Below are 26,292 nucleotides of genomic sequence, written 5' to 3'. Positions count from 1 at the left end.
AGGTCCCTGCTATGCCGGTCCGGGGGAGTGCACCGTTACTTCGTAGATGGTGCCACGATACTTCCCGGCATAGGGCGGAAGCCGGGTGAACCAGATCAAAACGTACTGACCTGTGGTGGCCTTGCTCGGCGTGAGCGTGACCGTGCCAGAGGCGCCCTTCGCCTCGGCGAGCGTCCTCAGCGAGCCGAGATCCGCCGCGTCGCCCACCTTGAGCTGCACGGTCGCGCCGGCGGCGTCGCCCAGCGAGACGGCCACGTCGGCGATCGGGACCGGCTTGCCCATGTCGAGGATGAGCCCCACCCCGTCCTTGAGCCCGCCCAGGTCCGCGCCGAGGTAGCTGTCGGTGTGCCACTCCGTGGACGGCTTGCCGTCGACGGCGAGCCCGGCTATCTCCGGCTTCTCCGCGCGGTCGGAGCCCAGGGGGTCGAACCCGGTCGCGCTCACCGGTTCGACGGCGACCGGCTTGGCCGTGGGCGACGGCGAATCGGCGACGTCCGGCTGCGTGACCCGCGGGGCGTTGCCGAGGTTCTTCCCCACCGTCCAGGCGCCGACCCCGACGGCCGCCATCACGAGCAGCACGATGACGGTCAGCAGGATCTTGCTCGCCGCGCCGGTCTGCGGACGCGGCGGCGGCGGATGCGCCATCGGCTTCTGCGGCGGCCTCGTGGTCACGCCCAGGCCCAGGCCGTCGGGCGCCTCGGAGCGCAGGTTCAGCGCGGGCGGGGCGGTGGTGACCGGGACGGGGGTGGGACGCGGCACCTCGGAGAGGGCCTCGGCCACCTCGGCCGGGGTGGCCAGCGGAGGCTGTCCCCGCCTCGGCTCCTGCAGCAGGGCGCGGCAGGTGATGGCGTCGAGATAACCGGGCACGCCGGCGGTGACCTGGCGGGGGGTGCAGACCTTGCCGTCGTCGAGGGGCGCGGAGGGCAGGCCGCAGTCGGAGTCGCCCGGCCAGTGCCCGGTCAGCGCGGCGTACAGCAGACGGCCCAGCCCTTCGGCGTCCTCCCGGGCGGGTTCCTCGCTGTGGAGGTCGAGGATCGCGGCGTCGACGGCGAGGCCCAGGAGCTTGACCGTTCCCCCGCTCGTCCAGACCAGGCGGCCGGGGGTGAGATGCAGGTGGGTGAGGCCCGCCGCGTGGGCGTGCGCCAGCGCCTCGGCGGCCTCGGCCACCAGGGCGGCGCCGCGCTCGGCCTCGACCGGGCCGCTCTCCAGCAGGTCGAGCAGCGAGTCGCCGCTGACCCACTCGCTCACGACGTACGCGGTGCCGTCCTCGTCGGCCGCGTCGAAGACCTGGGTGAGGCGCGGGTCGGTCAGCCGGCTCGCCAGGCGGGCGGCCGTGACGACCTCCGCGACCCGGGGGAAGTCCGGCGCGAACGTGTGGACGGCGACCGGGCGGGCGAGGATCTCGTCCAGCGCCTTCCACAGGGTCGCGCCCGCGGACTCGTGGACCCGGTCCTCCAGGCGGAACCGGTCCGCCAGCCGGGTCCCCGGTTCGACCGTGGACATGCTCATGCGGCCGCCCCGCTCCGCGGCCCGTCGGCATGCATCAGCCGATGCCGGGTGGTTCCGCCCACGCCTTCCCGCTTCCGCTCGCCGATCACAACTCCAGGTCGCGCCCCCGAGATCTCGTGCCTGCCGCGGCACCGGACGGAGCACCGCCGGGCCGGATTCCTCCGGTAGGGCAAGATCCGCGGGACGTTTCGCTGGAAGGTGTATCAAAAGTGATGCCCTGCCGCGCTGAATCCCACCGGATTCCCGCTCGCAACGGGCGCCGCTTCCTCAACACTCCCTGGCGCACCATGCTAGTGCCGTGCCGCTTGTGCCCGCCTTCCCGATGGAAGACGTCCGAATCGGACTTCTGGGTTACCTTCGAGTTGCCGCTTGGTCGTGAGAACTCCTACCGTCCTACCCTGCCCGCCACGAGTCCAATGATGGAGCGGACCTCGGGAACCCGCAGCCGGTGCGCGGCCAGCAGGTAGAGGATCAGGCCGGCCCCGCCGCCCACGGCGAGCACGACGGCCGAGCTCACCGGCGTGATCATGGTGAGCTCCCGGGCCAGCCACAGCACCGCCAGCGCGAGCGCGGCCGAGGGGATCGCCGCCGCGTACATCCGGCCCAGGCCGGCGGTGACCTCCCGGCCGGAGAGTCCGCCGATCTTCCGGCTGGCCAGCGACCACGCGACGCCGCAGAGCACGATGTACGTGGCCAGGTAGGCGAAGGCCATGCCGATGACCACGTACCGGTCGGGCAGCGTGAAGTACGCGACCAGGCTGAGCGTCGCGTTGATGGCCACGTTCACCGCCGCCATGATCGCGGGGGTGCGGGTGTCGCCGAAGCTGTAGAAGACCCGCAGCAGGAGCTGGAAGATCGAGAACGGCACGAGCGCGACGCCGAACACCTGCAGGACATGGCCGATGTAGATCGCGTTCGCCGCCGTCATGTGGCCCCACGAGAAGATCAGTGTGGTGACCGCCGGCCCGAGCACCATCAGCAGCAGGCCCGCCGGGACGATGACGGACGAGACCAGCCGCACCGCCGAGGCGAACTCCGTGCGCACCTCGTCCAGCCTGCCCTCGGCGACGGACCGGCTCATCTTCGGCAGCATCGCGGTGATCACCGACACCGCGATGATCCCGTACGGGAGCTGGAAGAGCTGGAAGGCGTACGCCCAGGCGCTGTTGCCGGCGCCCGGCGCCCGGTCGCCCGCGCCGGTGGCGAGCTTGGTGGTGACCCAGAACCCGATCTGGGTGATGCCGGTGTAGCCGAACGTCCACACGGCGGCCCTGGCCGCCTCCCCGAGCCCGGTGCCGCGCACGCCGAAGCGGGGGCGGAACCGGAACCCGGCCCGGTGCAACGCGATCACCAGAACGATCGCCTGGGCGACGATGCCGGCCGTGGTGCCGAGGCCGAGGAGCGTGAGGTCGCGCTCGCTCACCTTCTCGATGTCGGACGACCCGACGGCGTAGTAGGCGGCCAGGACGCCCATGACCACGATGTTGTTCAGCACCGGCGCCCACATCGGGGCGGCGAACCTGTCCCGCGTGTTGAGGATCGCCCCCGCCAGCGAGCCGACCCCGAAGAACGCGATCTGCGGCAGCATGTACCTGGCCAGCGTGGCGGCGACCTCCACCTTGTCCTCGGTCCAGTTCGAGGCGGTGTAGAGCTCCATGATCGGCTTGGCCAGCAGCACGCCGAGCAGCGCGACGGCCGTCAGCACCACCACCGCCAGCGTCATCAGCCGCTGTTCGAACGCCTGGCCCCCGTCCGGGTCGCGCTGCTGCGCCCGTACGATCACCGGCACGACCACGCTGCTCAGCACGCCCTGGAGCAACAGGTCGAGCAGGATGTAGGGGATCATGTAGGCCGCGTTGTAGGCGTCGCCGAGGGCGAAGGTGCCGATGGCCGCGGCGAGCATCGCCGTCCGCGCGAAGCCGGTGAGCCGCGAGACCATCGTCCCGGCCGCCATGATCGCGCTGGCTCGCAGCATCCTGCTCATGGGTGTCCTTCGGGTCACGACGGCCGCGTTCGCGGGGCCGCCTCGCTCGGGGTGGGCCGGGTCGGGGTCCGCCTACGGTGACTGCGTCCGCTCGGCCGGCACGGCGCCCGGCCGGTCCTCCGGCGGGCCCTCGCCGGCGGTCGTGCCGTCGAACGGGAACGCCCTCCTCGACCTGCGGCGCAGGACCCGCATCACCACGGCCGCGAGCATGATGACCAGGGCCGCCCCCACGATGACGACGGCGATGCCGGTGTAGCCGGTCGCGCGCACCACGACCCGTACGGCGTTGCCGTACTTCACGTCGCCGTCGGTGAGAAGCTGCACCGAGATGCTCGCCTCGCCGCCTCCGCCGCGTACGATCACCGGCACGTTGACGAGCTGGCTCCGGCCGGCGAGGACCCGGGTCGGCTGGGTCACGTAGGTCCCGTCGTCCGCGTCGATCGCGAGGCGGGACTTGCTGCCCGACGTGACCCGGATCCTGATCTCGATGTCCTGGTCCAGGTTGTTGGCCACGCTGACGGGCACCTGGCCGTTGCTCCCCGCCACCGAGCGCGGGCTGTCGAGCACGGACACGCCGGTGATGCGCTGGTCGATCGTCTCCTTGACCCGCTGCGCGAAGGAGGCGGCCCGCTTGGCGTCACCCCGCCAGGAGGCCGAGGTCAGCCGGAGTATCGCCGCGTGGAAGACGTCGGTGTGCTCCGCCGTGACGGTGGCCACGGCCTCGGCCTTGCGCTCCAGCTTCCGGACGGTCGCGAGGTGGGAGCGGCCCAGCTCCGACTCGCGGTCGCGCTCGGTGTAGGTCAGGTCGCCCCGCGGCGCCCCGTCCCGTCCCGGCTTCACCGAGTCGAGTGAGGTCATGCTCAGCCAGGGGGCGGAGGAGGCGGCCTGGAGGAGGCCGGAGACGAACGCGGGGTCGGGCGTCCACAGGTGCGAGCCGGGCACCGCGACCACGGTGGGCGACGGCGTCTTCGCCGATCCGTCCGGCCCGTCCTGTCCTGTCCTGTTCGGTTGGCCCGACCGGCCCGGCTGGGCGGGCTGCCCGTTCTGCCGCTCGAAGGCGATCATCGCGGTCTCGGCGAGGAACCGCTGCCGCGCCAGCAGCGCCGCGCCGGGAGCCGAGACGTTCCCGCCGAGGACCTCGCTCAGCGTGGGATCGGCGAGCAGCGCGGTCAGCGGCTTGTCCGCCACGGAGTAGAGCGTGGCCGCGCCGTCGGAAGTGAGCGGGGTGGGGGTGATCGCCGTCGGGTCGTCCTGCGCCGCGGCCCTGACCGGCAGCGCGTCCGCGGACAACAGGACGGACGTCACGCCCGAGATGGCCAGTTCGTCAAGGGTGTCCCGGTCGATCCGGCCACCGGCCGGCCAGGCCGTGGTGCCGTGGATCTCCCGGCCGAGCACCTCGCTCGCGAGCGCGGCCCCGCGCTGGACCGCCGCCGCGGCCTGCTTGTCGAGGCCGTGGTGGACCAGCGCGGTCATGTCCGGATCGGCGTACGGCGTGGCCACGACGGGTTTGCCGGTCAGCGCGCCGCGCAGGCCGTTCAGCCACTGGCCCGCGGCCCGGTCGGCCTCCTTGCGCACGCCGCGTACGATCCGCGCGCCGGAGGACAGGACGCGGACGTCGTCGAGCAGGGCGGGGTCGACGAACCAGGTGACCTTGTCCCCGGTGTCCTGGGCCGTCTGGAGCAGCGCCGCCAGGCGGCCGGACGCGAGCGACGCGGACAGGTCGTCGTCCATGAACGTCGCGTCGTCGGCGCGGTGCGGCCGGTCCACCAGGGGAAGGGCGAGCGCCAGCTTCACCTTGGGGATCTGCTCGCCCTTCGGGGCGTACGTCAGGAAGGTGCGCTCGATCGCGATCCGCTGACCGGTCGCCGCGTCGGTCACCTCGATCGCGAGCGGATAGACGCCCGGCCGGGACATCCCCAGCTCCTGGGGCGTCACGGTGAACCGGAAGGGCAGCTTGCCCGCCTGGTCGAGCGGCGTGGCCTGGACCCTCGTGCTCCAGTTGGAGGGGACGTATCCCTGCTCGGACAGGTAGGCCGCCATCTCGCCGCGCGAGGTCAGCGGCCGGTTCGGCGCGTAGCGGACCACCACCCGTACGGAGGTTCCCTGGGCGCCCACGGCGGTCCCCGAGATCGTCACGGGGGCGGCGGCGTCGCGCACGACCTCCGGCGTGATCTCGTTCACGACCAGCGGATCGGCGGGAGCGGCGGCGGCCGCGGCGCGACCCGCGGGTACGGCGGCAGCCGTACCGGCCATGCCCGCGGGGGACGCGAGCAGGGCGGTCAGCAGGGTCAGCAGTGCGGCCTTGCGAATCATGTGCGGGCCAGCGGTGAGGAACGGCGCACGCCCAGAATGCTATGGCCTAAGCGGTCCGCATAGGACTCGCGAGGCTCGCCGCGCCCCTCCGGGGGATCGTCCTGATGTCCACGGCCTTGGCCGCGACCAGGTCGAACAGGTGGATCGCGCGCAGCCGCAACGCGGTGCGGCGCTCGCCGGTCGCGGTGTGGACGACGTCGTCGGGATCGAGGCGGTCCCGCAGCCGCTGGTCCACCAGCACGGTCAGCTCGTCGGGCAGCAGCAGCGGGCAGACCAGCCCGTCGGCGTAGTCGGTCGCCGAGTTCACCGTGTTGGCGGAGGCGGGGCGTACCCTGGGGGTACGCAGGAGGGAGGCCACCGCCGCGGGCCCGGGAGACCGGCCGACCGTGCTCACCACGGCCACCGCCTGGGTGCCCGACCGCGCGGTCACCTCGAAAAGCGACACGCACAGGCAGGTCTCGGGGGCCACCCCGAGGACCTCGGGAAGCTCGTCGGAGCATGTCAACGGGCGCGGAAGACGTACGATCTCATGGTGGATCTGGTGGGCGAGGAGCCAGCGGTGAATCGCGAGAGCGTCTTTCATCTCTTGTGCTCCTTGCGTCGTCCAGCGCCCCCGAACCGTCCGTGGCCTGGTGATCGCTAGGCGTGTCTCCCCTGGGTGACACCCGACACCTGGGCCATCGGGGGAGAGTTTCTGTTCCGTGACCGAAGGACCTACCCAGCCTTGTCCGTTTCAAATCTGAGCGACAGCCAGCAGCACGCCGTGAACGAACTGTTCCGCCGCATCGCCCCTGTCGCCGACGAGCTCGGCGAGCTGTTCGCGGCCCGGGGACACGAGCTGGCCCTGGTCGGTGGATCCGTCCGCGACGTCTTCCTGGGCCGCGTGGGCAAGGACCTCGACCTGACGACGGACGCCAGGCCCGACCGGGTGCTGGAGATCGTCAAGGACTGGGCGGACGCCGTCTGGACGATCGGGATCGAGTTCGGCACGGTCGGCGTGCGCAAGGGCGGCTGGCTCCTGGAGATCACCACCTACCGCAGCGAGTCGTACGACCCGGCCTCCCGCAAGCCGGACGTGATGTACGGCGACTCCCTCGACGGCGACCTCGCCCGCCGCGACTTCGCGGTCAACGCGATGGCCGTCCGCCTGCCCGGCCACGAGTTCGCCGACCCGTACGGCGGGCTGCCCGACCTCGGCGCCAAGGTGCTGCGCACGCCCGGCCCCCCCGAGCGGTCGTTCGACGACGACCCGCTGCGGATGCTGCGCGCCGCGCGGTTCGCCGCGCAGCTGGGGTTCGCGGTCGCCCCCGAGGTGGTCGAGGCCATGACCGCGATGGCCGGCCGCATCGAGATCGTCTCGGCCGAGCGCATCCGCGACGAGCTCGACAAGCTGGTCTGCGGCACGCACCCGAGGGCCGGCCTCTCGCTGCTCGTGGACACCGGGCTGGCCGCCCACGTGCTGCCCGAGCTGCCGAAGCTGCGGCTGGAGATCGACGAGCACCACCGGCACAAGGACGTCTACGAGCACACGCTGATCGTGCTGGAGCAGGCGATCGGGCTGGAGACCGCCGGACCGGACCGGGTGCTGCGGTGGGCCGCCCTGCTGCACGACATCGGCAAGCCGAAGACCCGGCGCAACGAGCCGGGCGGCCGGGTGTCGTTCCACCACCACGAGGTGGTCGGGGCGCAGATGACGAAGAAGCGGCTGACCGAGCTCAGGTTCCCCAAGGACGTGATCTCCGACGTGTCCAAGCTCGTGGAGCTGCACCTGCGTTTCCACGGCTACGGCACGGGAGAGTGGACCGACAGCGCCGTCCGCCGCTACGTCCGCGACGCCGGGCACCTGCTGAGCAGCCTGCACAAGCTGACCAGGGCCGACTGCACCACCCGCAACAGGCGTAAGGCGCAGGCCCTGTCGCGCACCTACGACCAGCTGGAGGAGCGCATCGCCCGGCTGGCCGAGGAGGAGGAGCTCGCCAAGATCCGGCCCGAGCTGGACGGCAACGAGATCCAGGAGATCCTCGGGGTGCCGCCCGGCCCGGTCGTCGGCCGGGCCTACAAGCACCTGCTGGAGATCCGCATGGACCACGGACTGATCGGCAAGGAGGCGGCCGGGGAGGCCCTGCGCACCTGGGCCCGCGACAACGGCCTGCTGTCGTAGGTGGACGCGGACGAGGTTCTCCGGCTGGACCGCGCGCACGTGTGGCATCCGTACTCGGCGGTGTCGTCCGGGGTGCCCGTCCACGTGGTCAGGCGTGCCGACGGCGTGCGGATCGTCCTCGACGACGGCCGTGCGCTGATCGACGGCATGGCCTCCTGGTGGGCGGCCGTACACGGCCACAACCACCCCCGGCTCAACCGGGCCGTACGCGAACAGATCGAGGACATGGCGCATGTCATGTTCGGCGGCCTCACCCACGAGCCCGCCGTGCGGCTCGCGGAGCGGCTGGCCGGGATGACCGGGCTCGGCCGGGTCTTCCTCGCCGACTCGGGCTCGGTGGCGGTCGAGGTCGCGATCAAGATGGCGATCCAGTACAGCGGGCGCTCGACGCTGATGACCGTGCGCGGCGGCTATCACGGCGACACGCTCGGCGCGATGTCGGTCTGCGACCCGGTGAGCGGCATGCACCACCTGTTCACCGGCATGCTGCCGCGGCACGTCTTCGCGCCCGCGCCGCCGGACGACTACGGCCGCCGCCCGGTCCGGACGGCTCCGGAACCCGACGAGGCGTACCTGAGGGAGCTCACCGATACCGTCGAGGCGCGTGCGGCGGAGCTGGCCGCGATCATCGTGGAGCCGGTCGTGCAGGGCGCTGGGGGCATGCGCTTCTACCACCCGGCCTACCTTCGGCGGCTGCGCGACCTCGCCGACGAGCACGGCGTCCTGCTGATCGCCGACGAGATCGCCACCGGCTTCGGCCGTACGGGGGAGATGTTCGGCTGCGACCACGCCGGGATCAGGCCGGACATCATGTGCGTCGGCAAGGCCCTGACCGGCGGATACGTGACGCTCGCGGCGACCCTGTGCACCGAGCGGGTGGCCGACCGCATCGGAGTGCTGATGCACGGCCCCACCTACATGGGCAACCCGCTCGCCTGCGCGGTGGCCGGCGCCTCGCTCGACCTGCTGGCCGAGCGCCCGTGGCGGGAGGAGGTCGCCCGCATCGAGGCCGGGCTGCTCGACGGCCTCGCCCCGGCCGTCCACGCCCCGGGCGTAAGGGACGTGCGGGTACTGGGCGCCATCGGCGTGATCGAGACGGACGAACCCGTCGACGTCGCGAAGGTTCAGGACACGGTGATGAAGCGCGGCGTCTGGCTGCGGCCCTTCGGCCGTCTCATCTACACCATGCCGCCGTACGCCTGCGCTCCGGAGGACGTCGCGACGATCACCGCCGCCATGAACGCCGCCGCCGAGGCACTGTGACCCGGCCCCCGGCTCGCCGGTCAGCCGGGGCAGGGATCGTCCGGCCGCCTGCCGTCCCCGGCCGTCCGCAGGGCCTCGGCGAAGCTGTCGACGTCGATCTCCCGCGCCTCGATCTCGCCGGTCACCGCTTTTCTCGCGCAGGATCTGAACGTGTCGCTGAACGTGGCGTAGTGGGGCCAGACCGGACGTGACTCGGCCCGGCCCAGCGCGTCGTGGATCGCCGTCGCGAAGTCGCCGAGCTCAAGGGCCGTCATCTCCGATCCGGGTTCGGGGGACGGATCCTCCCGATCCTGGAGCTCGCTGCACGTTCGGGGGCCCTTCTCCTGTGACATGTAGAAGTCGTAGACCTCCTTGATGACGGGCGGGTAGCCGCCGCACGCGAACAGCTGCTTCTGGGCCTCGGCCGACGTGAGGAAGCGGATGAGCCGTACCGCGTCCGGACGTTCCTCCTCGGGCATGGTCGCGCTGATCGCGAGGGCGTAGCCCCCCGTGATCCCCTTGCCGGGCAGGTGGGACACCTCGAACAGCGGAGACCCGTCTCCGGCCCGCATCGACGGGTCGAGCGCCAGACGGGGGAAGGCGAACGGCCAGTTCCGCATGTACCCCACGTCCCCGTCCCGGAAAGCCTGCAGGCTGCTCTCCTCCCGGTACCGGAACAGACAGCCGCGGCCGAGGCGGTCCTGGCACCGGGCCTCGGCGCCGGGGGAGGGCGCCGGGCTGGAGGAGGGGCCGCCCGGGCCGGGTGGCCGGCTCCCGTCCCCCGCGAGGCCGTCGAGAAGCCCGCGCAGGTGGGCGAGCGCGTTCTTCGTCTTCTCGGCGTACTGGTCGAGCACGACCTCGTCGCCCTCGGTGATCTCGGCGCCGGAGGAGAGCACCGCCTCCATGAGGTTGACGGTTCCCCCCTCGTAGTCGTCGAACTGCCCGACGTAGCCGTACGTGCCGGCGTAGCCGGTCCGGCTGCCGTCTCCGACGAGATCCGCCCATGTGGCGGGGAGCGGCAGGCCGGCCTTGCGGAACAACAGCGGCGCGTCTGTGGCCAGGGGCTCGGCGTACTGTCTGCGGTCCACCTGTGCCGCCCGCAGCACCTCCTTTGTGACGTGCGGCCACGCCGCGCCGAACTCCTTCGGGGTGAGCTCGCTCAGGTAGCCGTTCCTCGCGAACTCGGGGATGTAGACGACGTCCAGGAGGAAGATGTCGTAGGTGCAGCGGTGCGACTGGGCCGCGGCGGCCATCTCGGCCCTGGCCTCGTCGGTGGAGTCGGAGATCTCGACGAGATCGTCGGTGCGTTTCGACTTCGCGTTCCACTGCCGGACGAGGTCCCTGCGGAAGCCTCCGGCGCTGACGTCGCTGTTCGCCGCGATCGTGATCCGCCCGTCGGAGTGGCAGGCCGTGTCCCTCCCGGTGTGCAGGAGTTGCAGACTCCCGAGGAGGACGCCCACCGCGAACCCTCCGGCGGCGAGCCGCCTCCGGAAGGGGGGAAGCCGTGACCACCACAGCTCCGGTCGCCGGGTCATCAGGACCACTCCCGTAGTGTGAAGATCGCGTTACGCAGCACGCCCGCCACCGCCTGCGTCCCTGTCCGGGAGGGCTGCCCTCCTCCGATCTCGGCGCAGATCACGCGCTGCTCCGACCCCGGCTTCGCCCCCGGCCCGTGTACCCGCTCCGGCTGCGGGAACCTGCCCCCACACCCGTTGTGCCCGAGGACGAGGACGTAGAGGTTGCGTATCGAGGGGCTGCGGCTCAGGGCCCGTACGACGTCCTGCTCCGCAGGCCGGGGATCCCTTCCGGTCCCGAACGGTCCTCCGTCCGTGATGACCACCACCGAACGGGCCGGGGGGCCGAACTTCCTTCCCAGCTCCTCGATCGCCGTCCACAGCGGTGCGTCCCGTCCCCGGCTCCGCTCCAGCCGGAAACGCCCGACGAACCTGTCCAGACGGCTCGGCTCGTCCTTGTCGGTGGGATCGCTGACCCTTACGGGACCTTCGTCCTTCTCCCGCCAGAACGTGCTGAGCGACAGCCGGTCGGTCTCGATGAGCGCCTGCCTGATCTCGGGGAGCGCCTCACTCGCGGGAAGGAGCGATCGGGACATCGATCCGGAGACGTCGAGCAGGAACTGCAGGTCGACGGGGTGCAGCCGCCGGGAAATCTCCTTCTTCGCCTGGTCCAGCACGTCATCGCCGCTCTGCTTGGCAGGCGGTGCCGGGCGGCCGAAGAGCGGGTGCTCGTGCGTGAGCCAGGCGGCGAAGTGATCGAGAGCGAGGCGGCTTTCGGCCGTCTCGTCCCGGGAGGCCTGGGCGCCCTCGTCCGGCCAGTCGACGGCGACGAACGGATAGTCGAGGAGGGGCAGACCGGGCGGCCGTTCCTCCGTGAGTCTGGGCTCGTCCTCGCCCATGCCCCGGCAGCCCTCGTCCGCGATCTCCCCGGCGTTGTACTCCCGCACACTGTGGGCCGGGATGAGCAGGGCATGCTCATTCTTCTCGGCCCTCGTCATCCGTTTGAAGCGGCACAGGAGCGCGTTGACGCTGTCGTCGGAGACCATGCTCCGCACGGTGTCCTCAGGGCGTTCCAGGCCGACCAGGCGTGCGGCCGCCAGCAGACCGGCCGAGGAGAGACCGGGTTGCGGGTAGACCAGGCGCATGCCCAGATCGGTGCGGACCGTCCGCATGACGTCCGCCAGCGCTCTGTCGCCTCTCCGCTCCGGAGGCAGTCTCTCCAGGTCGTCGGCGCGCTCGGCGAGCATCGCGACGACCAGCTGCTCGCCGGCCACACTCGGGCCCGGGCGCAGCGTCGCCGTTCCGCCGGCCATCCTGTCGCAGGGCTGTCCCGAAGGGCTGCTGGTGCTCTGGAGCCGGAGAACGTGCTCCACCTCGGCGGTGCTGGTGGCGATCCAGGCGTCAGGGCGCCTCCCGAAGAGCCTCGGGAACGACTCGTCTCCCCGGCACCAGCCGAGGGTGAAGCCCGTGGCGATATCGGCCGCCGACGGCGCGGGGCCGACCGAGATCCGGTACGGCGGGCAGTCGTCCGAATCGCCGGCATAGGCCGCGACGGCATCGCGCAGCTCGTCGACGTTCTCCGGCGCCGTGATCACGAACAACTCCCGCGGATCCGCGCAGGAGGGTGACGACGCCCACCGCACCAGCATCGACGCGCCCCAGACGCCCAGGACGACGACCACACCGGACGCCACGGACAGATAGGCGATCACGAGCACGGGCAGGGCGCGGCGCAGCGTCCGCAGCGTCTTCGCCGTCCGCGTCCGCTGGGAGAGGGGGGCCAGGATCCAGTCCCGGATCCTCGCGGCGGGCGGGCCGAGCCATCCGGTCAGTCGGGCGAGCACACCCGCCGGCCCCCGGCCCGACAGGAAGAAACCGCCGAGCACGCCGGTCGCCAGCACTCCGACGTACGTCGGGACCGGCAGGTGCTCCAGGAAGGCGTGGTATTCCGTCCAGATGCTGTTCGCCGCGGCCGCGGCGAGCGTCGTGACGAGCGTCTCCCGCGCCGCCGCCACCTTCGGGGGCCGCTCCGGGGGCGTCGCCTCCCCCGGTGCGTTCCCTGGCGGCCGGTCGGAGTCGTCTCCTGCGGTCGAGGGGGTCGGGGAGGACATCACAACGGCCTGTTCGGTGATGAGAGGACCGGGAACTGCCGGAATAGTAGCTCTCGGATGATCCGTCAGGGCGCCGTCATGGATATGTCAGGGGCACATCACCTGATCACGCCCGGCCCTTACTCGGGTCGATCGGAGGCGACGGCGGGGTGGCGGGTGGTGGGGGAGGGGAGGACCAGCCGGTAGACCACCGCGCCGAGCAGGTAGCCGACGGCGATCACGGCGAGCGCGGGGTAGGACCTGCCGTCGTGGGGCAGCAGAGCCGCCGCCAGCACCGCGCCGAGGACCGTCATGCCGTTGAACAGCATGTCGTACACGGAGAAGGCGCGGCCGAGATAGGCGTCCTCGACGTCGCGCTGCACGACGGTGTCGGCGCAGATCTTCACGCTCTGTCCCGCGACGCCGATCACGAGCCCGGCACCGAGGAAGCCCCACTCGCGGAACGTCACGCACAGCGCGAACTCCAGAATCCCGCAGGTGATCAGCATGGCCGGGACCCAGGTCTCGATGCGGATCCGTTCGGTGGCCCACGGGGTGACCAGCACCGCGGCGAAGCTCCCGGCGCCGACGGCGCCCAGCACGAGCGCGATGCCCTTCAGCGCGTCGTCGGGGTCGCTGGTGAAGGAGTAGCGGTAGATGAGGACCACCGCCGCCGTCGAGATGCCGAACATGAGGCGGTGGGCGGCCATGCCGGTGAGGGCGGCCGCCGCCGAGCGCCGGTGCGCGACGTGCCGCGCGCCGTCCACCAGCCCGGTCAGCACGTGCCGTACGGCCTCGCGGGCCTGCGGGCGGTCCGGGTCGTACGCCGGGCCGAGCAGGGAGCGCTCCATCGTCCGGGCGATCAGCGCGCTCAGCCCGAAGACGACGCCGGAGCAGACCAGCAGCACCGCCACGCCCCGGTCGTCCGATCCGGCGATCGTGCGGAGCACCATGGCCGCGCCCATCCCGAGGAACGTCGCCACCGTGCCGGAGGTGGGAGTCACCGCGTTGGCCATCATCAGCTGGTCGCCCGGCACGACGTGGGGCAGCGACGCGCCCAGGGCCGCCAGGAAGAAGCGGTTGACCGCGAGCACGCCGAGCGCCGCCACGTAGAAGACGACGTCGGAGGTCCCCGCCAGGACGAGGCAGGCGGCCAGCACCAGCAGCGTCCCGCGCACGAACGGCGCGATCACGAGGATCTGCCGCCGCGACCAGCGGTCGATGAACACCCCGACGAAGGGCCCGAGCACGCTGTACGGCAGGAGCAGCACGGCGAGGCCCGCCGCGATGTCGGCGGCGCTGGCCTGCCGTTCCGGGCTGAAGAACGCGTACCCGCCGACGGCGAGCTGGAAGATCCCGTCCGAGAACTGCGAGACGAGCCTCGTGGCGAAGAGCCGCCGGAAGTTGCGACCCCGCAGGACCACCCGCAGATCGGAGACGTAGGACACGGCGACAGCCTACGCGGACGATCTCCGAGAGGCATCAGGATCAACCCCGATAAAACCCCCTGCCACTGACCGGCGACGGCGTGACACCGTAGTCTCTGACGGTGACCTCACCGGAACATGTCGTGCTGGTCGACGTCGAGGGCAACCCGATCGGCACCGCTCCCAAGTCCACCGTCCACGGCGCGGACACTCCGCTGCACCTGGCGTTCTCCAGTTATGTCTTCGACCGGCAGGGCCGGGTGCTGCTGTCGCGGCGGGCGGGTCACAAGCTGACCTGGCCCGACGCGTGGACCAACAGCTGCTGCGGGCATCCGCTGCCCGGGGAGCCGCTGTCGGCGGCGGTGGTCCGCCGCCTGGCGTTCGAGCTCGGACTGATCGTCGAGTCCGTCGACCTGATCCTGCCGCGCTTCGCCTACCGCGCGGTCATGGACAACGGGATGGTCGAGCACGAGCTGTGCCCGGTCTACCGGGCGGTGGTGACGGGAGAGGAGGCCGCGCCCAACGCCGAGGAGGTCGGCGAGGTCCGCTGGGAGCCCTGGGCGAGCTTCGCCGCCGGGGTGACGAGCGGAGAGCTGGACATCTCGCCCTGGGCGCGGGAGCAGGTGCCGCAGCTCGTCGCGCTCGGGCCGGACCCGCTGGCCTGGCCGGTGGCCGACCCGGCGGCCCTGCCGCCGGCCGCGCTCCCTCTCGCCTGAGCCGCCGCCTCCGGGCCCGCCGCCACCCATGAGCATGTGAAACCGCCCCGGTCCGTCACGGAACCGGGGCGGGACACGCGGAGAAGAGTCCGTCAGCGCTCGTTCTCGCCCCGGATGAACTTCTCGACGGCCTCGCGGGCGACGTCGTCGGAGTACTGCTCCGGCGGCGACTTCATGAAGTACGACGAGGGCGACAGCAGCGGGCCGCCGATGCCCCGGTCCAGGGCGATCTTGGCCGCGCGGACCGCGTCGATGATGATGCCGGCCGAGTTGGGCGAGTCCCAGACCTCGAGCTTGTACTCCAGGTTCAGCGGGGTGTCGCCGAACGACCTGCCCTCCAGGCGGACGTAGGCCCACTTGCGGTCGTCCAGCCACGGCACGTGGTCCGACGGGCCGATGTGGACGTCGGCCTTCCCCATCTCGTGCGGGATCTGCGAGGTGACCGACTGGGTCTTGGAGATCTTCTTGGACTGGAGGCGGGTGCGCTCCAGCATGTTCATGAAGTCCATGTTCCCGCCGAAGTTGAGCTGGTAGGTGCGCAGCAGCTCCACTCCGCGGTCCTCGAACAGCTTGGCCAGCACGCGGTGCGTGATCGTGGCGCCGACCTGCGACTTGATGTCGTCGCCCACGATCGGCACGCCGGCCTCGGTGAACTTCGCGGCCCACTCGGGGTCGGAGGCGATGAAGACCGGAAGCGCGTTGACGAAGGCCACCTTGGCGTCGATCGCGCACTGCGCGTAGAAGCGGTCGGCCTCCTCCGAGCCCACCGGCAGGTAGGAGACGAGCACGTCCACCCGGGCGTCCTTGAGCGCCTGGACGACGTCGACCGGCTGCTCGTCGGACTCCTCGATGATCTCGCGGTAGTACGTGCCCAGCCCGTCGAAGGTGGGACCACGCTGCACGGTGACGCCGAGCGGCGGCACGTCGCAGATCTTGATCGTGTTGTTCTCGGAGGCGACGATGGCCTCCGACAGGTCGCGGCCGACCTTCTTGGCGTCCACGTCGAAAGCCGCGACGAACTCCACGTCGCCGACGTGGTACTCACCGAACCGCACGTGCATGAGGCCCGGCACACGGCTGCCCGGATCCGCGTCCCTGTAGTAGTGGACGCCCTGCACCAGCGATGAGGCGCAGTTGCCCACACCGACGATGGCTACGCGCACCGAACCCATAGCACTCGCTCCTTTACCTATCTGCCTCGGGCGTGTCCGCCCTCTGGGTCTCTTCCTGTACGGCCTGCGCGGGACCCGGGGGGTGATCCCCCTCGCCGGGAGCCGACCGGCTCCGTCGTTCCGAGTCGATCAGCTCGTTCAGCCAGCGAACCTCGCGCTCGACCGACTCCAGCCCGTGGCGCTGGAGCTCCAGCGTGTAGCTGTCGAGTCGCTCCCTCGTGCGGGACAGAGCCTCACGGACGCGGTCGAGGCGTTCTTCCAGGCGGCTGCGGCGGCCCTCCAGGATGCGCAGCCGCACTTCGGCTTCCGTGTGGCGGAAGAAGGCGAAGCGGATGCCGAAGCTCTCGTCCTCCCAGGAGGACGGGCCCGATTGGTTGAGCAGCTCCTGCAACCGCTCCTTACCTTCCGCCGTGAGCCGATAGACGATCTTCGACCTGCGGCCGAGAACCGTGTCCTGCGGGGGCTCCTCCTCGACGATGAGCCCGTCGTTGAGCAGGCCCCTGAGGCAGGGATACAGCGAGCCATAGGAGAACGCACGGAACATGCCGAGCAGCGTGTTGAGCCGTTTGCGCAGCTCGTATCCGTGCAGAGGTGTTTCGTGCAGCGACCCCAGGACGGCGAGTTCCAGCACACCTCCACGAGAGCCCGTCACTGGAACCACCTCCTGTGTCCGACTGATGTATCGACTCGATACATCTGCAGGATACGTCGGGGTGTCATATCTGGCAACGGGTCAACAGTTGGGCAAGATTTGGCAAAGGGTCGTAATCTGGCCACATGTGCTCACAGCGATCGGTCGAGGCCCGCGGCTTCGCCAGGCGGGCGGCCGTACGGTCCTTCCGCGCCGATCGCACGCGGGCGCGGGACGTCTGGGACGCCCGCCCTCTCCTCCCACGTGCGGCCCGGCCTCACGCTGAGCCCACGTCTCGCATCTGCCCCACGCGCGGGCGAAGGAACGTGACCAACGTCACACCTGTGGACGGAGGCGAACGGGGACGAGCGGCGGAACGGACCAGGGGGAGGACGGAGCGCGCCGTGACGGCCCGGGAATACGGCGAATCCCGGGTCTGCGTGGTGGAGGTCTGCCAAGGTTGTACCTGGAACCACCTGGCGGTGTCGTTCGTCCACGGAACAGCCGATCCCCCGGGCCCTTCCCTGTAGGGCGACCCTCCACCTTCCCAGGAGGAACCCTCCCGGCCTGCCGGCCGACGTCGATCAGTTTCCCGAAGACATCTGACGAGGACGTGTGACTTACAGCAGCTACGGACCGGAATCGTCCGGCCGCCCCGAGGACGCCTCGGGCTCCGGTGGATCATCCCGCCCTGGGCGCCGTCGTCGCTCGCCCCGGGAGTCCGACGAGTACGACGCGTACGGCGACCCCGCTCCGCCGCGGCAACCCGGCCGGGGTCGCGCGCCGCAGCCGCCCCCTCCCGGACCGGACCCCCGCCGCCGTGAGGCGGCCTTCGAGGACACGGCGGCCATGGGCGCGGTGCCGCCAGGCGGCCCGATGCAGGGTCCGCCGCAGGGTCCGGCACATGGTCAGGGACCGGGCCCACGGGGTCCGATGGGCGGCGGCCGGCCGCCAGGGGGGCACGACCCGCGCTACGGCCCGCAGGGCCCGGGCGGTCCCGGTGGTCCCGCCGGCCCCGGCGGTCCGGGGCGGCCGGGGGCGCCGGGCGCCGACGAGCGCACGCAGGCGCTGGGCATGCCGGCGGGCGGCCCCCGCCGCGACGCCGAGGGACAGCCCACCGAGTCGATGCAGACCGGCGGGCAGACCGGCGGTCGCCGCCGCAGGCCGACCGGCCGCGGCGGACGCGGCCCCGGCGGTCCCGGTGGTCCGGGGGGACCGGGTGGGCCCGGTGGTCCGGGAGGGCGTGGTCCGCGTGACCCGCGCGACTTCGACGACGACGACTTCGAGGAGAACGCCAAGCCCCGCCGTACGGGCTGGAAGCGGTTCGTCCCGAGCTGGAAGATCCTCCTCGCGAGCCTCACCGTGCTGTGCGCCGGAATCTTCGGCATGATCGCGGTCGCCTACGCGAACACGGAGCTGCCCTCCGAGCATGACGCGCAGGAGACGGCCAAGGCCCAGGGCAGCACCTTCTACTACCGCGACGGCTCGGTGCTGGCCCGCCTCGGCACCAAGCGGGTGGCGGTCACCCTCGACCAGGTGCCGCAGCACGTCCAGGACGCGGTGGTGGCGGCGGAGAACCGCTCGTTCTGGGAGGACGGCGGCATCGACATCGCCGGCCTCACCCGGTCGGTCTGGATGACCGCCACGGGCCAGCAGACGCAGGGCGGTTCGACCATCACCCAGCAGATGGCCCGCAACTACTTCAACGGCCTCAGCACCGAGCAGACCATCAAGCGCAAGGTGAAGGAGATCTTCATCGCGGTCCGGCTCGACAAGGACTGGTCGAAGAACAAGGTCCTCGAGTACTACCTGAACACGGTGCCGTTCGGCCGCAACACCTACGGCATCGAGGCGGCGGCCCGCGAGTTCTTCAACGAGCCCGCCAAGAAGCTGACCGTGGCGCAGGGGGCCTACCTGGCCGGGCGCATCCAGCAGCCGGGCAACTTCGACAAGGCCGAGGCCGACGGCAACTACGCGGGCACCGAGGAGCGCTTCAAGTACGTCCTCAACGGCATGTCCCTCATGACGGACAAGGACGGCAAGCCCAAGTATCCGAACGTCGCGGCCACCGCGAAGTTCCCCAAGCCGAAGCCGCAGAAGAATCCGCAGGAGTTCAGCGGGCTCAAGGGCTACATGCTCAGCCAGGCGCTGCACGAGCTGGAGGGCCGCAAGCTCAGCCGCGAGCAGATCGAGAGCGGCGGCTACAAGATCTACACCACCTTCGACAAGAAGCTCATGCAGGCGGCGAAGAAGGCGGTCCTGAACACGACCTCGTCGATGTCGAAGGAGTTCCACACCGGCCTCGCGGCCGTGGACCCGACGAACGGCCGGGTGATCGCGTTCTACGGCGGCAGCAACTACCTCAACGAGACCTGGAACGAGCCCTTCGACTCCAGGAAGCAGGCGGCCTCGGCGTTCAAGCCGTACGTGCTGGCCGCCTGGCTCGACGCGGGCTACAGCCTCAACAGCTACGTCCCCGGCAAGGAGACGATGCCGAAGGAGCTGCCCGGCACCACTCCGATCACCAACGGGCACTCCGTGCCCGCGTCGATCGACGTGATCTACGCGACCGCGCACTCGATCAACACGGCGTTCGCCTCGATGGCGTTCAAGCTGCCCGGCCAGCTGGACGACCTGCGGTCGCTCACCGAGGCGGCCGGCATCAGCAAGCGGGCGCTGGAGGAGGACAAGAACGGCGTCGGCGGCCAGAGCGGGCACGGCTACCAGCTCGCGATCGGCAGCGTCGGCGTCACGCCGGTGGAGCAGGCGGCCGGCTACTCGATCTTCGCCAACGCGGGCAAGCACGTCGACTACCACGTGATCAAAGAGGTCAAGCAGGGCAAGACCGTCGTGCTGACCGAGGCCCGCGAGGTCAAGCAGGTGATTTCGCCGGAGGCGGCGGCCGACGCGACCTACGCCATGGAGCAGGTCATCAAGTCCGGTACGGCCAGCCGCTGGGGTCCCATCGGGCGCCCCGCCGCCGGCAAGACCGGCACCAACAACGACGAGAAGGAAGCCTGGTTCGTCGGTTACACGCCGCAGCTGGTGACCGCGGTCGGCATGTACCGCGAGCAGTGCGTGACCAAGAGCGGCAAGATCGTGCAGCCGCGCTACTCCAACTGCCCGATCACGCCGAACGGCAAGGAGCACCCGAAGTACAACGGGAACAACCCGTACACCCGCGTCAAGGAGGTGTCGCTGGGCTTCGAGGGCGCCGACGCCCCGACGCACATCTGGCACGACTTCATGGTCGCGGCGCACGAGGGCAAGCCCGTCGAGCAGTTCCCGGCGAAGGCCGGCATGGGCAGCCCGGAGAACATCGTGCCGAGCCCGACGCCCACCCCGTCCCCCAGCCCGGAGGACGGCGGCGGCGGGTTCCCCAACGACATGCCGACCGACTTCCCGAACGGCGGCGGCGGCGACGGTTCCTGTCTCCCCGGCGACCTGTCCTGTGACGGCAGCGTCGGCGGTGGCGACGACGGCGTGGGTCTCGATCTCGGCGACAACGGCCCCGGAGGACAGGGGGGCCCGGGCGGACAGGGGGGACCAGGGGGACAGAACGCCCCGGCGGACGGCACCGGTGCCCCCGCGTCGGCACCCGTCGCGAGGCAGTCCGGAACCAGTCCCTGAGCCCGGACCGAAACTTCGTTAGACCGTGACGAGGGGGCCCGCGGCGCGCCGCCGCGGGCCCCCTCGAACCGTCTGAGTCGCCAACTCACGGGGTTCGATGGTGCAATACCCACCATGACGACCCGGACCACGAACGACTCCGCCCCGATGCCCGGGGTCGCCGCGCGGGCTGTGCCGTACCTGCCTCTCGGGCTTCTCGCGGGACTCGGCGCCGTCCTCGCCTACCTGTGGAAGTATCCGTGCCGGTTCGGCGGCGCCTGGGACGGCGGAATCGGGCAGTACACGCACTTCTGCTACACGGACATCTATCCGCTGTTCTGGGCGGAGAAGCTCAACGAGGGCAAGGTCCCGTACGTCGACTACCCGGTCGAGTATCCGGTCGGCATCGGCGGAATCATGGAGTTCGCCCGGCGCCTCGCCGGCGGTGACGGGGTCGTGTTCTACGACGTCACCGTGGTCCTGATGGGCATCGCGCTGGTCGTGGGCGTGCTGCTGACGGCCGCGCTCGCGGGCCGCCGCCCCTGGGACGCCCTCTGGTACGCCGTCGGCCCGGCCGTCATCCTCTGCGCGTACATCAACTGGGACCTCGCCGCGGGCGCGCTCGCGCTCGGCGGCCTGCTGGCCTGGGCCCGGCACCGGCCGTGGCTGGCCGGTGTGCTGCTGGCTCTGTCCGTGGCCACGAAGTTCTACCCGCTGATGTTCTTCGGCGCGTTGTTCCTGCTCACCCTGCGTACGGCCAAATGGATGCCGTTCCTGAAGACCGTCGCGGGGGCGGCCGCCGCCTGGCTGCTGGTCAACGTGCCGATCATGATGATCAACTTCGAGGGCTGGCAGCGGTTCTACGCCTTCAGCAGCGAGCGCGGCGCCGACTGGGGCGGCCTGTGGTTCTTCTTCCAGAAGACGCAGTGGTTCGGCCACGACAGGCCCGAGTTCCTGGCCTTCCTCGGCGACGGTGAGAAGCTGAACACGATGGCCATGGCGGCCCTGGCGGTGCTGCTGCTGGGCGTGGCCGTGCTCGCGCTCACCGCGCCGCGCCGGCCTCGCCTGATGCAGCTGTGCTTCCTGGCCCTGGCCGCGTTCATGATCACCAACAAGGTCTGGTCGCCGCAGTACGTCCTGTGGCTGGTGCCGTTCGCGGTGCTGGCCAGGCCGAGGTGGGGGGCCCTCGCCGCCTGGCAGGTGGCCGAGTGCTGGTACTTCTTCTCGATCTGGCTCTACCTGATCACCCAGATCCCCGACCAGGCCTCGCTCGGCATCGGCGACGACCCCTACTTCCTGTCGGTCTGGGCCCGCCTGCTGACGATCGTCGTCCTCATGGCGCTGGTCGTCTGGGAGATCCTGCGCCCCGAGCACGACGTCGTCCGCCAGGGGGATGTGGACGACCCGTCCGGTGGCCCGTTCGACCAGGCCGAGGACCGTTTCGTGCTGCGCCGCGCGGTCCTCGCCCGGGGCGGCTCCGAGGAGCGTGACGGACCGGAGGAGCGGGGCGGACAGGAGCAGCCGGAACCGGTCTGAGGCATGAATCTTTCATCGGATTTCACGGCCCGCGCGCACCCTCGCCGGATGTTCCCGCGAGACGTGCGCGCGGGCTTCGCGTAACGTCGCTCGCAAGCGTGCGGCGAACGGGGAGGAGACGGTGATGCGCCGGAGGCCGCCATGGCTTCTGCTGCTCGTGTGGACGGTGACCAGGGCGGGGCTGTTCCTCGTCGCGACCCAGGCCATCCCGACCGGCCACGGCGACTCCTTCAGCAACGACGTCACCCTCTACCAGGGCTGGTCGGACGTCCTGGCGCGCGGGGAGTTCCCCGCCGGGGACGACAAGTGGCAGTATCCGCCGTTCGCGGCGCTGCCGATGCTCGTCCCCCGGCTGCTGCCGTTCGAGTATCACGTCGCCTTCTACCTGCTGTCCCTGCTCTGCGACCTCGTGATCCTGTTCCTGGTGTGGCGGTTCTCGCACTCCCCGCGCGGCGGAGGCCGCACCGGCCCGTGGGCGTGGACCATCGGCGCGGCCCTGCTCGGGCCGGTGCTCCTCGGCCGGTACGACCTGATGGTCACGCTGGTGGCGGTGCTGGCGCTGACGGCCTCGGCGAACCCGTTGGTGCGCGGAGCGCTGATCGGCGTCGGGCTCATCGTCAAGGTGTGGCCGGTCGCGCTGCTCACCGGCCTGCGGCGGTGGCGTGAACTGCTGACCGCCACGGGCTCCACGCTCGTCGTCGCGGTGGCCGGCTGCGGCATGGCCGCTCTGACCCTGCCGCACGCGCTCGACTTCCTGACCGCGCAGCAGGAGCGGGGGCTGCAGATCGAGTCGCTCGCCGCGACGCCGTTCGCGCTCGCCCGGGCCCTCGGGTGGTGGGACGGCTTCACCACCTACCAGCACGGCTCGATGGAGGCCGTGGGCGCCGGCGTGGACACCGCGATCGGGGTGAGCCTGGCGGCCACGCCCGTGGCGCTCGTGCTGATCGGGGTGTGGTGGCTGCGCGCGGCTCCCAGCCCGCGGTCCTACTACGACGCCGCGCTCACCACCGTGCTGTTCCTGGTCGTCACCAGCCGGGTGCTGTCGCCGCAGTACTTCGTCTGGGTGATCGGCGTCGCCGCCGTCATCCTCGCGGTGCGGCGCGCGGAGCCGGGGCCGACGCAGCGGCCGGCCGCCTGGCTCGTCATGGTCGCCGCCCTGCTCACCGGGATCATGTACCCCTGGGTGGAGCAGGACTACAGCTGGGAGGGCGCGCTGCCCGGCACGGTGGTGCTGACCCTCCGGAATCTGGTCTTCCTGGCCGCGGCGGTCACGTCGTACGTGCAGCTGTGGCGGGCCACGCGCAGGCCGAAGAAGGCGAAGGACGAGCAGGACGTTCCAGAAGCCCTACCCGTTTTCTGAGGTTCGCAATCCGCAGATTTATCCACAGGCTGTGGACGGCCCTGCGTCACAGATGCTTGCGCAGGAACGCGATGTCCTCGGCCTGACCCTCGAACGGCGTCTCGACCACGATCGGCGCCCCGGCCGCGCGGCAGACCGCGAGGATCGACTCGGGGTCGATCTGGCCGGCGCCGAGGTTGGCGTGCCGGTCGGCGCCCGAGTCGAACGCGTCCCGCGAGTCGTTGCAGTGCACGAGGTCGATCCGGCCGGTGATCGCCTTCACCCGCTCCACCAGCCCGGCGAGCTCCTCGCCGCCCGCGTGGAAGTGACAGGTGTCGAGGCAGAAGCCGACCATCGAGGGGTCCGGCGCACCCGCCGTCGCGGCGTCCCACAGCCGGGCGATCCGCTCCAGCCTGCGCGCCATCGCGTTGCCGCCGCCCGCGGTGTTCTCGATCAGGACGGGAATCGGGCACTCGGTGCGCTCGAAGACCTTGCGCCAGTTGTCGAACCCGGTCTGCGGGTCGTCGCCCGCGTTGACGTGCCCGCCGTGGACGACCAGCCCCTTGGCGCCGATCGACGCCGCCGCCTTGAGGTGCGCGTCCAGGAGCTTGCGGCTCGGGATGCGGATGCGGTTGTTCGCGGTCGCCACGTTGATGACGTACGGCGCGTGCACGTAGACATCGACGTCCGAGGCGCGCAGGGCGTCGGCGGTGGCCGGGAGCACCGGGCTCTTCCATCCCTGCGGGTCGCCGAGGAAGAACTGCACCACCTCGGCGTCGCGGGCCGCCGCGTGCGCCAGCGGGTCGTCCTGGTCGACGTGGGCCCCGATCCGCGGGCCGGCGCTGTGGCTGTCCATGGAGGTCCTCCAACACGTGCGTGCCTGGTGAGCGGCTGCCGGACGCGGAGGGCGAACTGTAGGCGCTCTCCAAGAGCGTTTCAAGAGGGTGCGCTGTTTCAAAAGAGCGCACCAGGGAAGTCGCGTGTCACGCGCCCTGAGACCCGCGCGCCGATCCTACTTCGTCAGGGAGACGAGCATGAGATATCGCTTAGGCAGCTTCATCCTTCTCATCTACATCCTCGTCGGCCTCTACGTGGCCTGGATCCACCACTACATCACCCCCACCCTCATCAAGCAGGTCGCCCAGGCCCTGATCGCCGTCTTCCTGTGGTTCCTCGTGCTCCTCGGCGTCGACCTGCACATCGGCGGCTGAGCCACCTCCGGTCGGAGCGGCGCCGTGGACGAGTCAGTTGCGCAGGGTGAACCCGCGGGGGAAGAAGCCGCCGTGCGCGATCCCCAGCGCCGCGCCGACGAACGACCCCACGATCCCCACGATGATCAGTGCCCGTTGCCTGCTGGTCGACGAGACGAACTGTGCGTAGAGGCCGCCCCAGAACCCGATCGCGCCGACCCAGGACGCGACCATGTGCGCCTGCACGACGAACCCCGTGACGAACGCCACCAGACCGCACGCGAGCGTGGCGATCGTCAACGCGTTCTCCCGCGGGTGCGGACGCCCGTCGGTGTTCAGCGTCAGGTGACCGGGGCGCCTCCTTCTCCGGCCGATGACACGTGGCATCGCGCCTCCCCCCTCTCCGACCTCCAGTTTCGCTCTCCGTCCGGCGTACGGCCAAGGGGCTGGTAGCCTGGTTCGACTGCGTGTGACACAGCTGGGGCGGCTTGGCCGCCCGGCATCGCGCAGGTCCTCCTGTCACGGCAAGGCGTCGTGACCGCAAGAGTCCAGAGGAGGTTGGATAACACATGCGTCGCTACGAGATGATGGTCATCCTCGACCCGTCCCTCGACGAGCGCACCGTGCAGCCGTCGCTCGACCAGTTCCTCGCCGTCGTCCGCAACGACGGCGGAAGCGTGGAGAAGGTCGACGTCTGGGGCCGTCGCCGCCTGTCCTACGACATCGAGAAGAAGTCCGAGGGCATCTACGCGGTGGTCGACCTGACCGCCGAGCCCGCCACCGTGAAGGAGCTGGACCGCCAGCTCAACCTGAACGAGGGCATTCTCCGCACCAAGGTCATCCGCCCCGAGCTGCACTAGACGGCTCAGAAGCCCGGCGGTTTGTCGGGCCCGAGCCGTACTCTGAGCCCCTGACGGCTCAGCTGACGGGATAGGAAGGCGAAAGCGACCGATGGCAGCAGGCGACACACAGATCACCATTGTCGGCAATCTTGTCGACGACCCGGAGCTGCGCTTCACCCCGACGGGGCAGGCCGTGGCCCGGTTCCGCATCGCGTCCACTCCGAGGTTCCTGGACAAGCAGACCAACGAGTGGAAAGACGGCGAGGGCCTGTTCCTCACCTGCAACGTCTGGCGGCAGGCGGCGGAGAACGTCGCCGAGAGCCTCCAGCGCGGCATGCGGGTGATCGTGCAGGGACGGCTGCGCCAGCGTTCGTACGAGACCAAGGAAGGCGAGAAGCGCACGGTCTACGAGGTCGAGGTCGACGAGGTCGGCCCTTCGCTGCGCAACGCGACGGCGAAGGTCAACAAGACCTCGCGCCAGGGCGGAGGCGGCGGCTTCGGCGGCGGCCCGGCCAACGACCCGTGGGCGTCCGCGGCTCCCGCTCCGCAGGGTGGCTACGGCTCCGGCGGAGGGGGTGGCGGCGGCGGCTTCGGCGGCGGCGCTCCCCAGGGTGGTGGCGGCTTCGGCGGCGACTTCAGCGACGAACCGCCCTTCTAGGGAAACGACCTTCGGGCACGACCCGGTCCCGGGCCTTCCGGTCCCACTCACTGTAAACACAACCGAGCGACCATTCCCGCGAAACGCGGGGCTCTGAAAGGAGCACCACGATGGCGAAGCCGGCAGTGCGCAAGCCCAAGAAGAAGGTTTGCCTCTTCTGTCACGACAAGATCTCCTACGTCGACTACAAGGACACGGCGCTGCTGCGGAAGTTCATTTCCGACCGCGGCAAGATCCGTGCTCGCCGGGTGACGGGCAACTGCACCCAGCACCAGCGCGACGTGGCCACCGCTATCAAGAACGCTCGTGAGATGGCCCTGCTGCCGTACACGAGCACCGCGCGCTGAGAAGGGAGACCC

22 protein-coding genes are annotated in these 26,292 nt (G+C 70.8%); 11 read left to right on the top strand and 11 right to left on the bottom strand.

Going from position 1 to position 26,292, the window contains the following annotated elements:
- Nucleotides 1-9: 9 nt before the first annotated feature.
- From HHX40_RS25070 to HHX40_RS25055, 4 genes are all read right to left on the bottom strand, one after another.
- Complete coding sequence (locus tag HHX40_RS25070; protein WP_182882545.1) at nucleotides 10-1,509, bottom strand: protein kinase family protein; 1,500 nt, start codon at nucleotides 1,507-1,509, stop codon at nucleotides 10-12.
- 385 nt (nucleotides 1,510-1,894) lie between these two features.
- Nucleotides 1,895-3,493, bottom strand: a complete 1,599-nt coding sequence (murJ, locus tag HHX40_RS25065) for a murein biosynthesis integral membrane protein MurJ (protein WP_182882544.1) — start codon at nucleotides 3,491-3,493, stop codon at nucleotides 1,895-1,897.
- A 72-nt stretch (nucleotides 3,494-3,565) separates the two neighbouring features.
- Nucleotides 3,566-5,806, bottom strand: coding sequence for a DUF6049 family protein (locus HHX40_RS25060; RefSeq protein WP_182882543.1), 2,241 nt, complete (start codon nucleotides 5,804-5,806; stop codon nucleotides 3,566-3,568).
- A 46-nt stretch (nucleotides 5,807-5,852) separates the two neighbouring features.
- Complete coding sequence (locus HHX40_RS25055; RefSeq protein ID WP_111700081.1) at nucleotides 5,853-6,389, bottom strand: aminoacyl-tRNA deacylase; 537 nt, start codon at nucleotides 6,387-6,389, stop codon at nucleotides 5,853-5,855.
- A 141-nt stretch (nucleotides 6,390-6,530) separates the two neighbouring features.
- On the opposite strand from HHX40_RS25055, the gene HHX40_RS25050 reads away from it, so the two are divergent.
- Both HHX40_RS25050 and HHX40_RS25045 read left to right on the top strand, forming a co-directional pair.
- The gene (locus tag HHX40_RS25050) at nucleotides 6,531-7,967 is read left to right on the top strand and encodes a CCA tRNA nucleotidyltransferase (RefSeq protein WP_182882542.1); all 1,437 of its coding nucleotides are present in this window, start codon (nucleotides 6,531-6,533) and stop codon (nucleotides 7,965-7,967) included.
- Complete coding sequence (locus HHX40_RS25045; protein WP_182882541.1) at nucleotides 7,968-9,230, top strand: adenosylmethionine--8-amino-7-oxononanoate transaminase; 1,263 nt, start codon at nucleotides 7,968-7,970, stop codon at nucleotides 9,228-9,230.
- A gap of 20 nt (nucleotides 9,231-9,250) precedes the next feature.
- Here the strand turns inward: HHX40_RS25045 and HHX40_RS25040 are convergent, their stop codons facing one another.
- The 3 genes from HHX40_RS25040 to HHX40_RS25030 form a co-directional block, all read right to left on the bottom strand.
- Entirely contained in the window at nucleotides 9,251-10,744 is a 1,494-nt protein-coding gene (locus HHX40_RS25040; RefSeq protein WP_182882540.1) for an extracellular solute-binding protein, read from the bottom strand.
- Nucleotides 10,744-12,834, bottom strand: a complete 2,091-nt coding sequence (locus HHX40_RS25035) for a vWA domain-containing protein (RefSeq protein WP_182882539.1) — start codon at nucleotides 12,832-12,834, stop codon at nucleotides 10,744-10,746. Before HHX40_RS25035 ends, HHX40_RS25040 begins: the two co-directional genes overlap by 1 nt.
- A gap of 119 nt (nucleotides 12,835-12,953) precedes the next feature.
- Nucleotides 12,954-14,261, bottom strand: coding sequence for an MFS transporter (locus tag HHX40_RS25030; protein WP_138459824.1), 1,308 nt, complete (start codon nucleotides 14,259-14,261; stop codon nucleotides 12,954-12,956).
- Between the two features lie 101 nt (nucleotides 14,262-14,362).
- Here HHX40_RS25030 and idi point away from each other — a divergent pair, with 101 nt between their 5' ends.
- Nucleotides 14,363-14,956 carry an isopentenyl-diphosphate Delta-isomerase gene (gene idi, locus HHX40_RS25025; RefSeq protein WP_182882538.1) on the top strand — a complete coding sequence of 198 codons (594 nt, stop codon included), beginning with the start codon at nucleotides 14,363-14,365 and terminating at the stop codon, nucleotides 14,954-14,956.
- Between the two features lie 92 nt (nucleotides 14,957-15,048).
- Here idi and HHX40_RS25020 read toward each other — a convergent pair whose 3' ends face one another.
- Entirely contained in the window at nucleotides 15,049-16,128 is a 1,080-nt protein-coding gene (locus tag HHX40_RS25020; RefSeq protein WP_111700075.1) for an inositol-3-phosphate synthase, read from the bottom strand.
- Between the two features lie 13 nt (nucleotides 16,129-16,141).
- Entirely contained in the window at nucleotides 16,142-16,780 is a 639-nt protein-coding gene (locus tag HHX40_RS25015) for a PadR family transcriptional regulator (protein ID WP_111700074.1), read from the bottom strand.
- A gap of 125 nt (nucleotides 16,781-16,905) precedes the next feature.
- On the opposite strand from HHX40_RS25015, the gene HHX40_RS25010 reads away from it, so the two are divergent.
- From HHX40_RS25010 to HHX40_RS24995, 4 genes are all read left to right on the top strand, one after another.
- Nucleotides 16,906-17,289 (top strand): DUF5318 family protein, encoded by a 384-nt coding sequence (locus tag HHX40_RS25010; RefSeq protein WP_182882537.1) that lies wholly within the window; start codon nucleotides 16,906-16,908, stop codon nucleotides 17,287-17,289.
- A 403-nt stretch (nucleotides 17,290-17,692) separates the two neighbouring features.
- The gene (locus tag HHX40_RS25005) at nucleotides 17,693-20,389 is read left to right on the top strand and encodes a transglycosylase domain-containing protein (RefSeq protein ID WP_182882536.1); all 2,697 of its coding nucleotides are present in this window, start codon (nucleotides 17,693-17,695) and stop codon (nucleotides 20,387-20,389) included.
- 114 nt (nucleotides 20,390-20,503) lie between these two features.
- Nucleotides 20,504-21,904, top strand: coding sequence for a glycosyltransferase family 87 protein (locus HHX40_RS25000; protein ID WP_182882535.1), 1,401 nt, complete (start codon nucleotides 20,504-20,506; stop codon nucleotides 21,902-21,904).
- Between the two features lie 124 nt (nucleotides 21,905-22,028).
- Entirely contained in the window at nucleotides 22,029-23,264 is a 1,236-nt protein-coding gene (locus tag HHX40_RS24995; protein WP_182882534.1) for a glycosyltransferase family 87 protein, read from the top strand.
- A gap of 46 nt (nucleotides 23,265-23,310) precedes the next feature.
- Here HHX40_RS24995 and HHX40_RS24990 read toward each other — a convergent pair whose 3' ends face one another.
- Entirely contained in the window at nucleotides 23,311-24,099 is a 789-nt protein-coding gene (locus HHX40_RS24990; RefSeq protein ID WP_117408413.1) for a deoxyribonuclease IV, read from the bottom strand.
- Between the two features lie 178 nt (nucleotides 24,100-24,277).
- Here HHX40_RS24990 and HHX40_RS24985 point away from each other — a divergent pair, with 178 nt between their 5' ends.
- Nucleotides 24,278-24,454, top strand: coding sequence for a hypothetical protein (locus tag HHX40_RS24985; RefSeq protein ID WP_165900793.1), 177 nt, complete (start codon nucleotides 24,278-24,280; stop codon nucleotides 24,452-24,454).
- A gap of 33 nt (nucleotides 24,455-24,487) precedes the next feature.
- Here HHX40_RS24985 and HHX40_RS24980 read toward each other — a convergent pair whose 3' ends face one another.
- Nucleotides 24,488-24,820: a hypothetical protein gene (locus HHX40_RS24980; RefSeq protein ID WP_117408412.1), complete on the bottom strand. Its 333-nt coding sequence runs from the start codon at nucleotides 24,818-24,820 to the stop codon at nucleotides 24,488-24,490.
- Nucleotides 24,821-25,002: 182 nt separating this feature from the next.
- On the opposite strand from HHX40_RS24980, the gene rpsF reads away from it, so the two are divergent.
- The 3 genes from rpsF (at nucleotide 25,003) to rpsR (ending at nucleotide 26,280) form a co-directional block, all read left to right on the top strand.
- On the top strand, nucleotides 25,003-25,293 hold the full coding sequence (gene rpsF / locus HHX40_RS24975; protein ID WP_117408411.1) for a 30S ribosomal protein S6: 291 nt from the start codon (nucleotides 25,003-25,005) through the stop codon (nucleotides 25,291-25,293).
- 91 nt (nucleotides 25,294-25,384) lie between these two features.
- A complete protein-coding gene (locus tag HHX40_RS24970) occupies nucleotides 25,385-25,933 on the top strand; it encodes a single-stranded DNA-binding protein (RefSeq protein ID WP_182873231.1) in 549 nt (182 codons plus the stop codon).
- Between the two features lie 110 nt (nucleotides 25,934-26,043).
- Nucleotides 26,044-26,280 (top strand): 30S ribosomal protein S18, encoded by a 237-nt coding sequence (gene rpsR, locus HHX40_RS24965; protein WP_036324737.1) that lies wholly within the window; start codon nucleotides 26,044-26,046, stop codon nucleotides 26,278-26,280.
- Nucleotides 26,281-26,292 lie beyond the last annotated feature (12 nt).

The sequence above is a fragment of the Microbispora sp. H10949 genome (assembly GCF_014161435.1).
GTDB lineage: Bacteria > Actinomycetota > Actinomycetes > Streptosporangiales > Streptosporangiaceae > Microbispora > Microbispora triticiradicis.
This window is presented reverse-complemented; position numbering and strand designations above follow the sequence as displayed.

Excerpts from the sequence above, each read along its gene's own strand:
- HHX40_RS25070 (WP_182882545.1), bottom strand. The coding sequence starts at position 1,509 with ATGAGCATGTCCACGGTCGAACCGGGGACCCGGCTGGCGGACCGGTTC.
- rpsF (WP_117408411.1), top strand. The coding sequence starts at position 25,003 with ATGCGTCGCTACGAGATGATGGTCATCCTCGACCCGTCCCTCGACGAG.
- HHX40_RS24995 (WP_182882534.1), top strand. The coding sequence starts at position 22,029 with ATGCGCCGGAGGCCGCCATGGCTTCTGCTGCTCGTGTGGACGGTGACC.
- HHX40_RS24980 (WP_117408412.1), bottom strand. The coding sequence starts at position 24,820 with ATGCCACGTGTCATCGGCCGGAGAAGGAGGCGCCCCGGTCACCTGACG.
- HHX40_RS24985 (WP_165900793.1), top strand. The coding sequence starts at position 24,278 with ATGAGATATCGCTTAGGCAGCTTCATCCTTCTCATCTACATCCTCGTC.
- HHX40_RS25040 (WP_182882540.1), bottom strand. The coding sequence starts at position 10,744 with ATGACCCGGCGACCGGAGCTGTGGTGGTCACGGCTTCCCCCCTTCCGG.
- HHX40_RS24970 (WP_182873231.1), top strand. The coding sequence starts at position 25,385 with ATGGCAGCAGGCGACACACAGATCACCATTGTCGGCAATCTTGTCGAC.
- HHX40_RS25035 (WP_182882539.1), bottom strand. The coding sequence starts at position 12,834 with ATGTCCTCCCCGACCCCCTCGACCGCAGGAGACGACTCCGACCGGCCG.
- HHX40_RS25060 (WP_182882543.1), bottom strand. The coding sequence starts at position 5,806 with ATGATTCGCAAGGCCGCACTGCTGACCCTGCTGACCGCCCTGCTCGCG.
- HHX40_RS24990 (WP_117408413.1), bottom strand. The coding sequence starts at position 24,099 with ATGGACAGCCACAGCGCCGGCCCGCGGATCGGGGCCCACGTCGACCAG.
- HHX40_RS25055 (WP_111700081.1), bottom strand. The coding sequence starts at position 6,389 with ATGAAAGACGCTCTCGCGATTCACCGCTGGCTCCTCGCCCACCAGATC.
- HHX40_RS25010 (WP_182882537.1), top strand. The coding sequence starts at position 16,906 with ATGTGCTCACAGCGATCGGTCGAGGCCCGCGGCTTCGCCAGGCGGGCG.
- murJ (WP_182882544.1), bottom strand. The coding sequence starts at position 3,493 with ATGAGCAGGATGCTGCGAGCCAGCGCGATCATGGCGGCCGGGACGATG.
- HHX40_RS25000 (WP_182882535.1), top strand. The coding sequence starts at position 20,504 with ATGACGACCCGGACCACGAACGACTCCGCCCCGATGCCCGGGGTCGCC.
- HHX40_RS25005 (WP_182882536.1), top strand. The coding sequence starts at position 17,693 with ATGGGCGGCGGCCGGCCGCCAGGGGGGCACGACCCGCGCTACGGCCCG.
- HHX40_RS25020 (WP_111700075.1), bottom strand. The coding sequence starts at position 16,128 with ATGGGTTCGGTGCGCGTAGCCATCGTCGGTGTGGGCAACTGCGCCTCA.
- rpsR (WP_036324737.1), top strand. The coding sequence starts at position 26,044 with ATGGCGAAGCCGGCAGTGCGCAAGCCCAAGAAGAAGGTTTGCCTCTTC.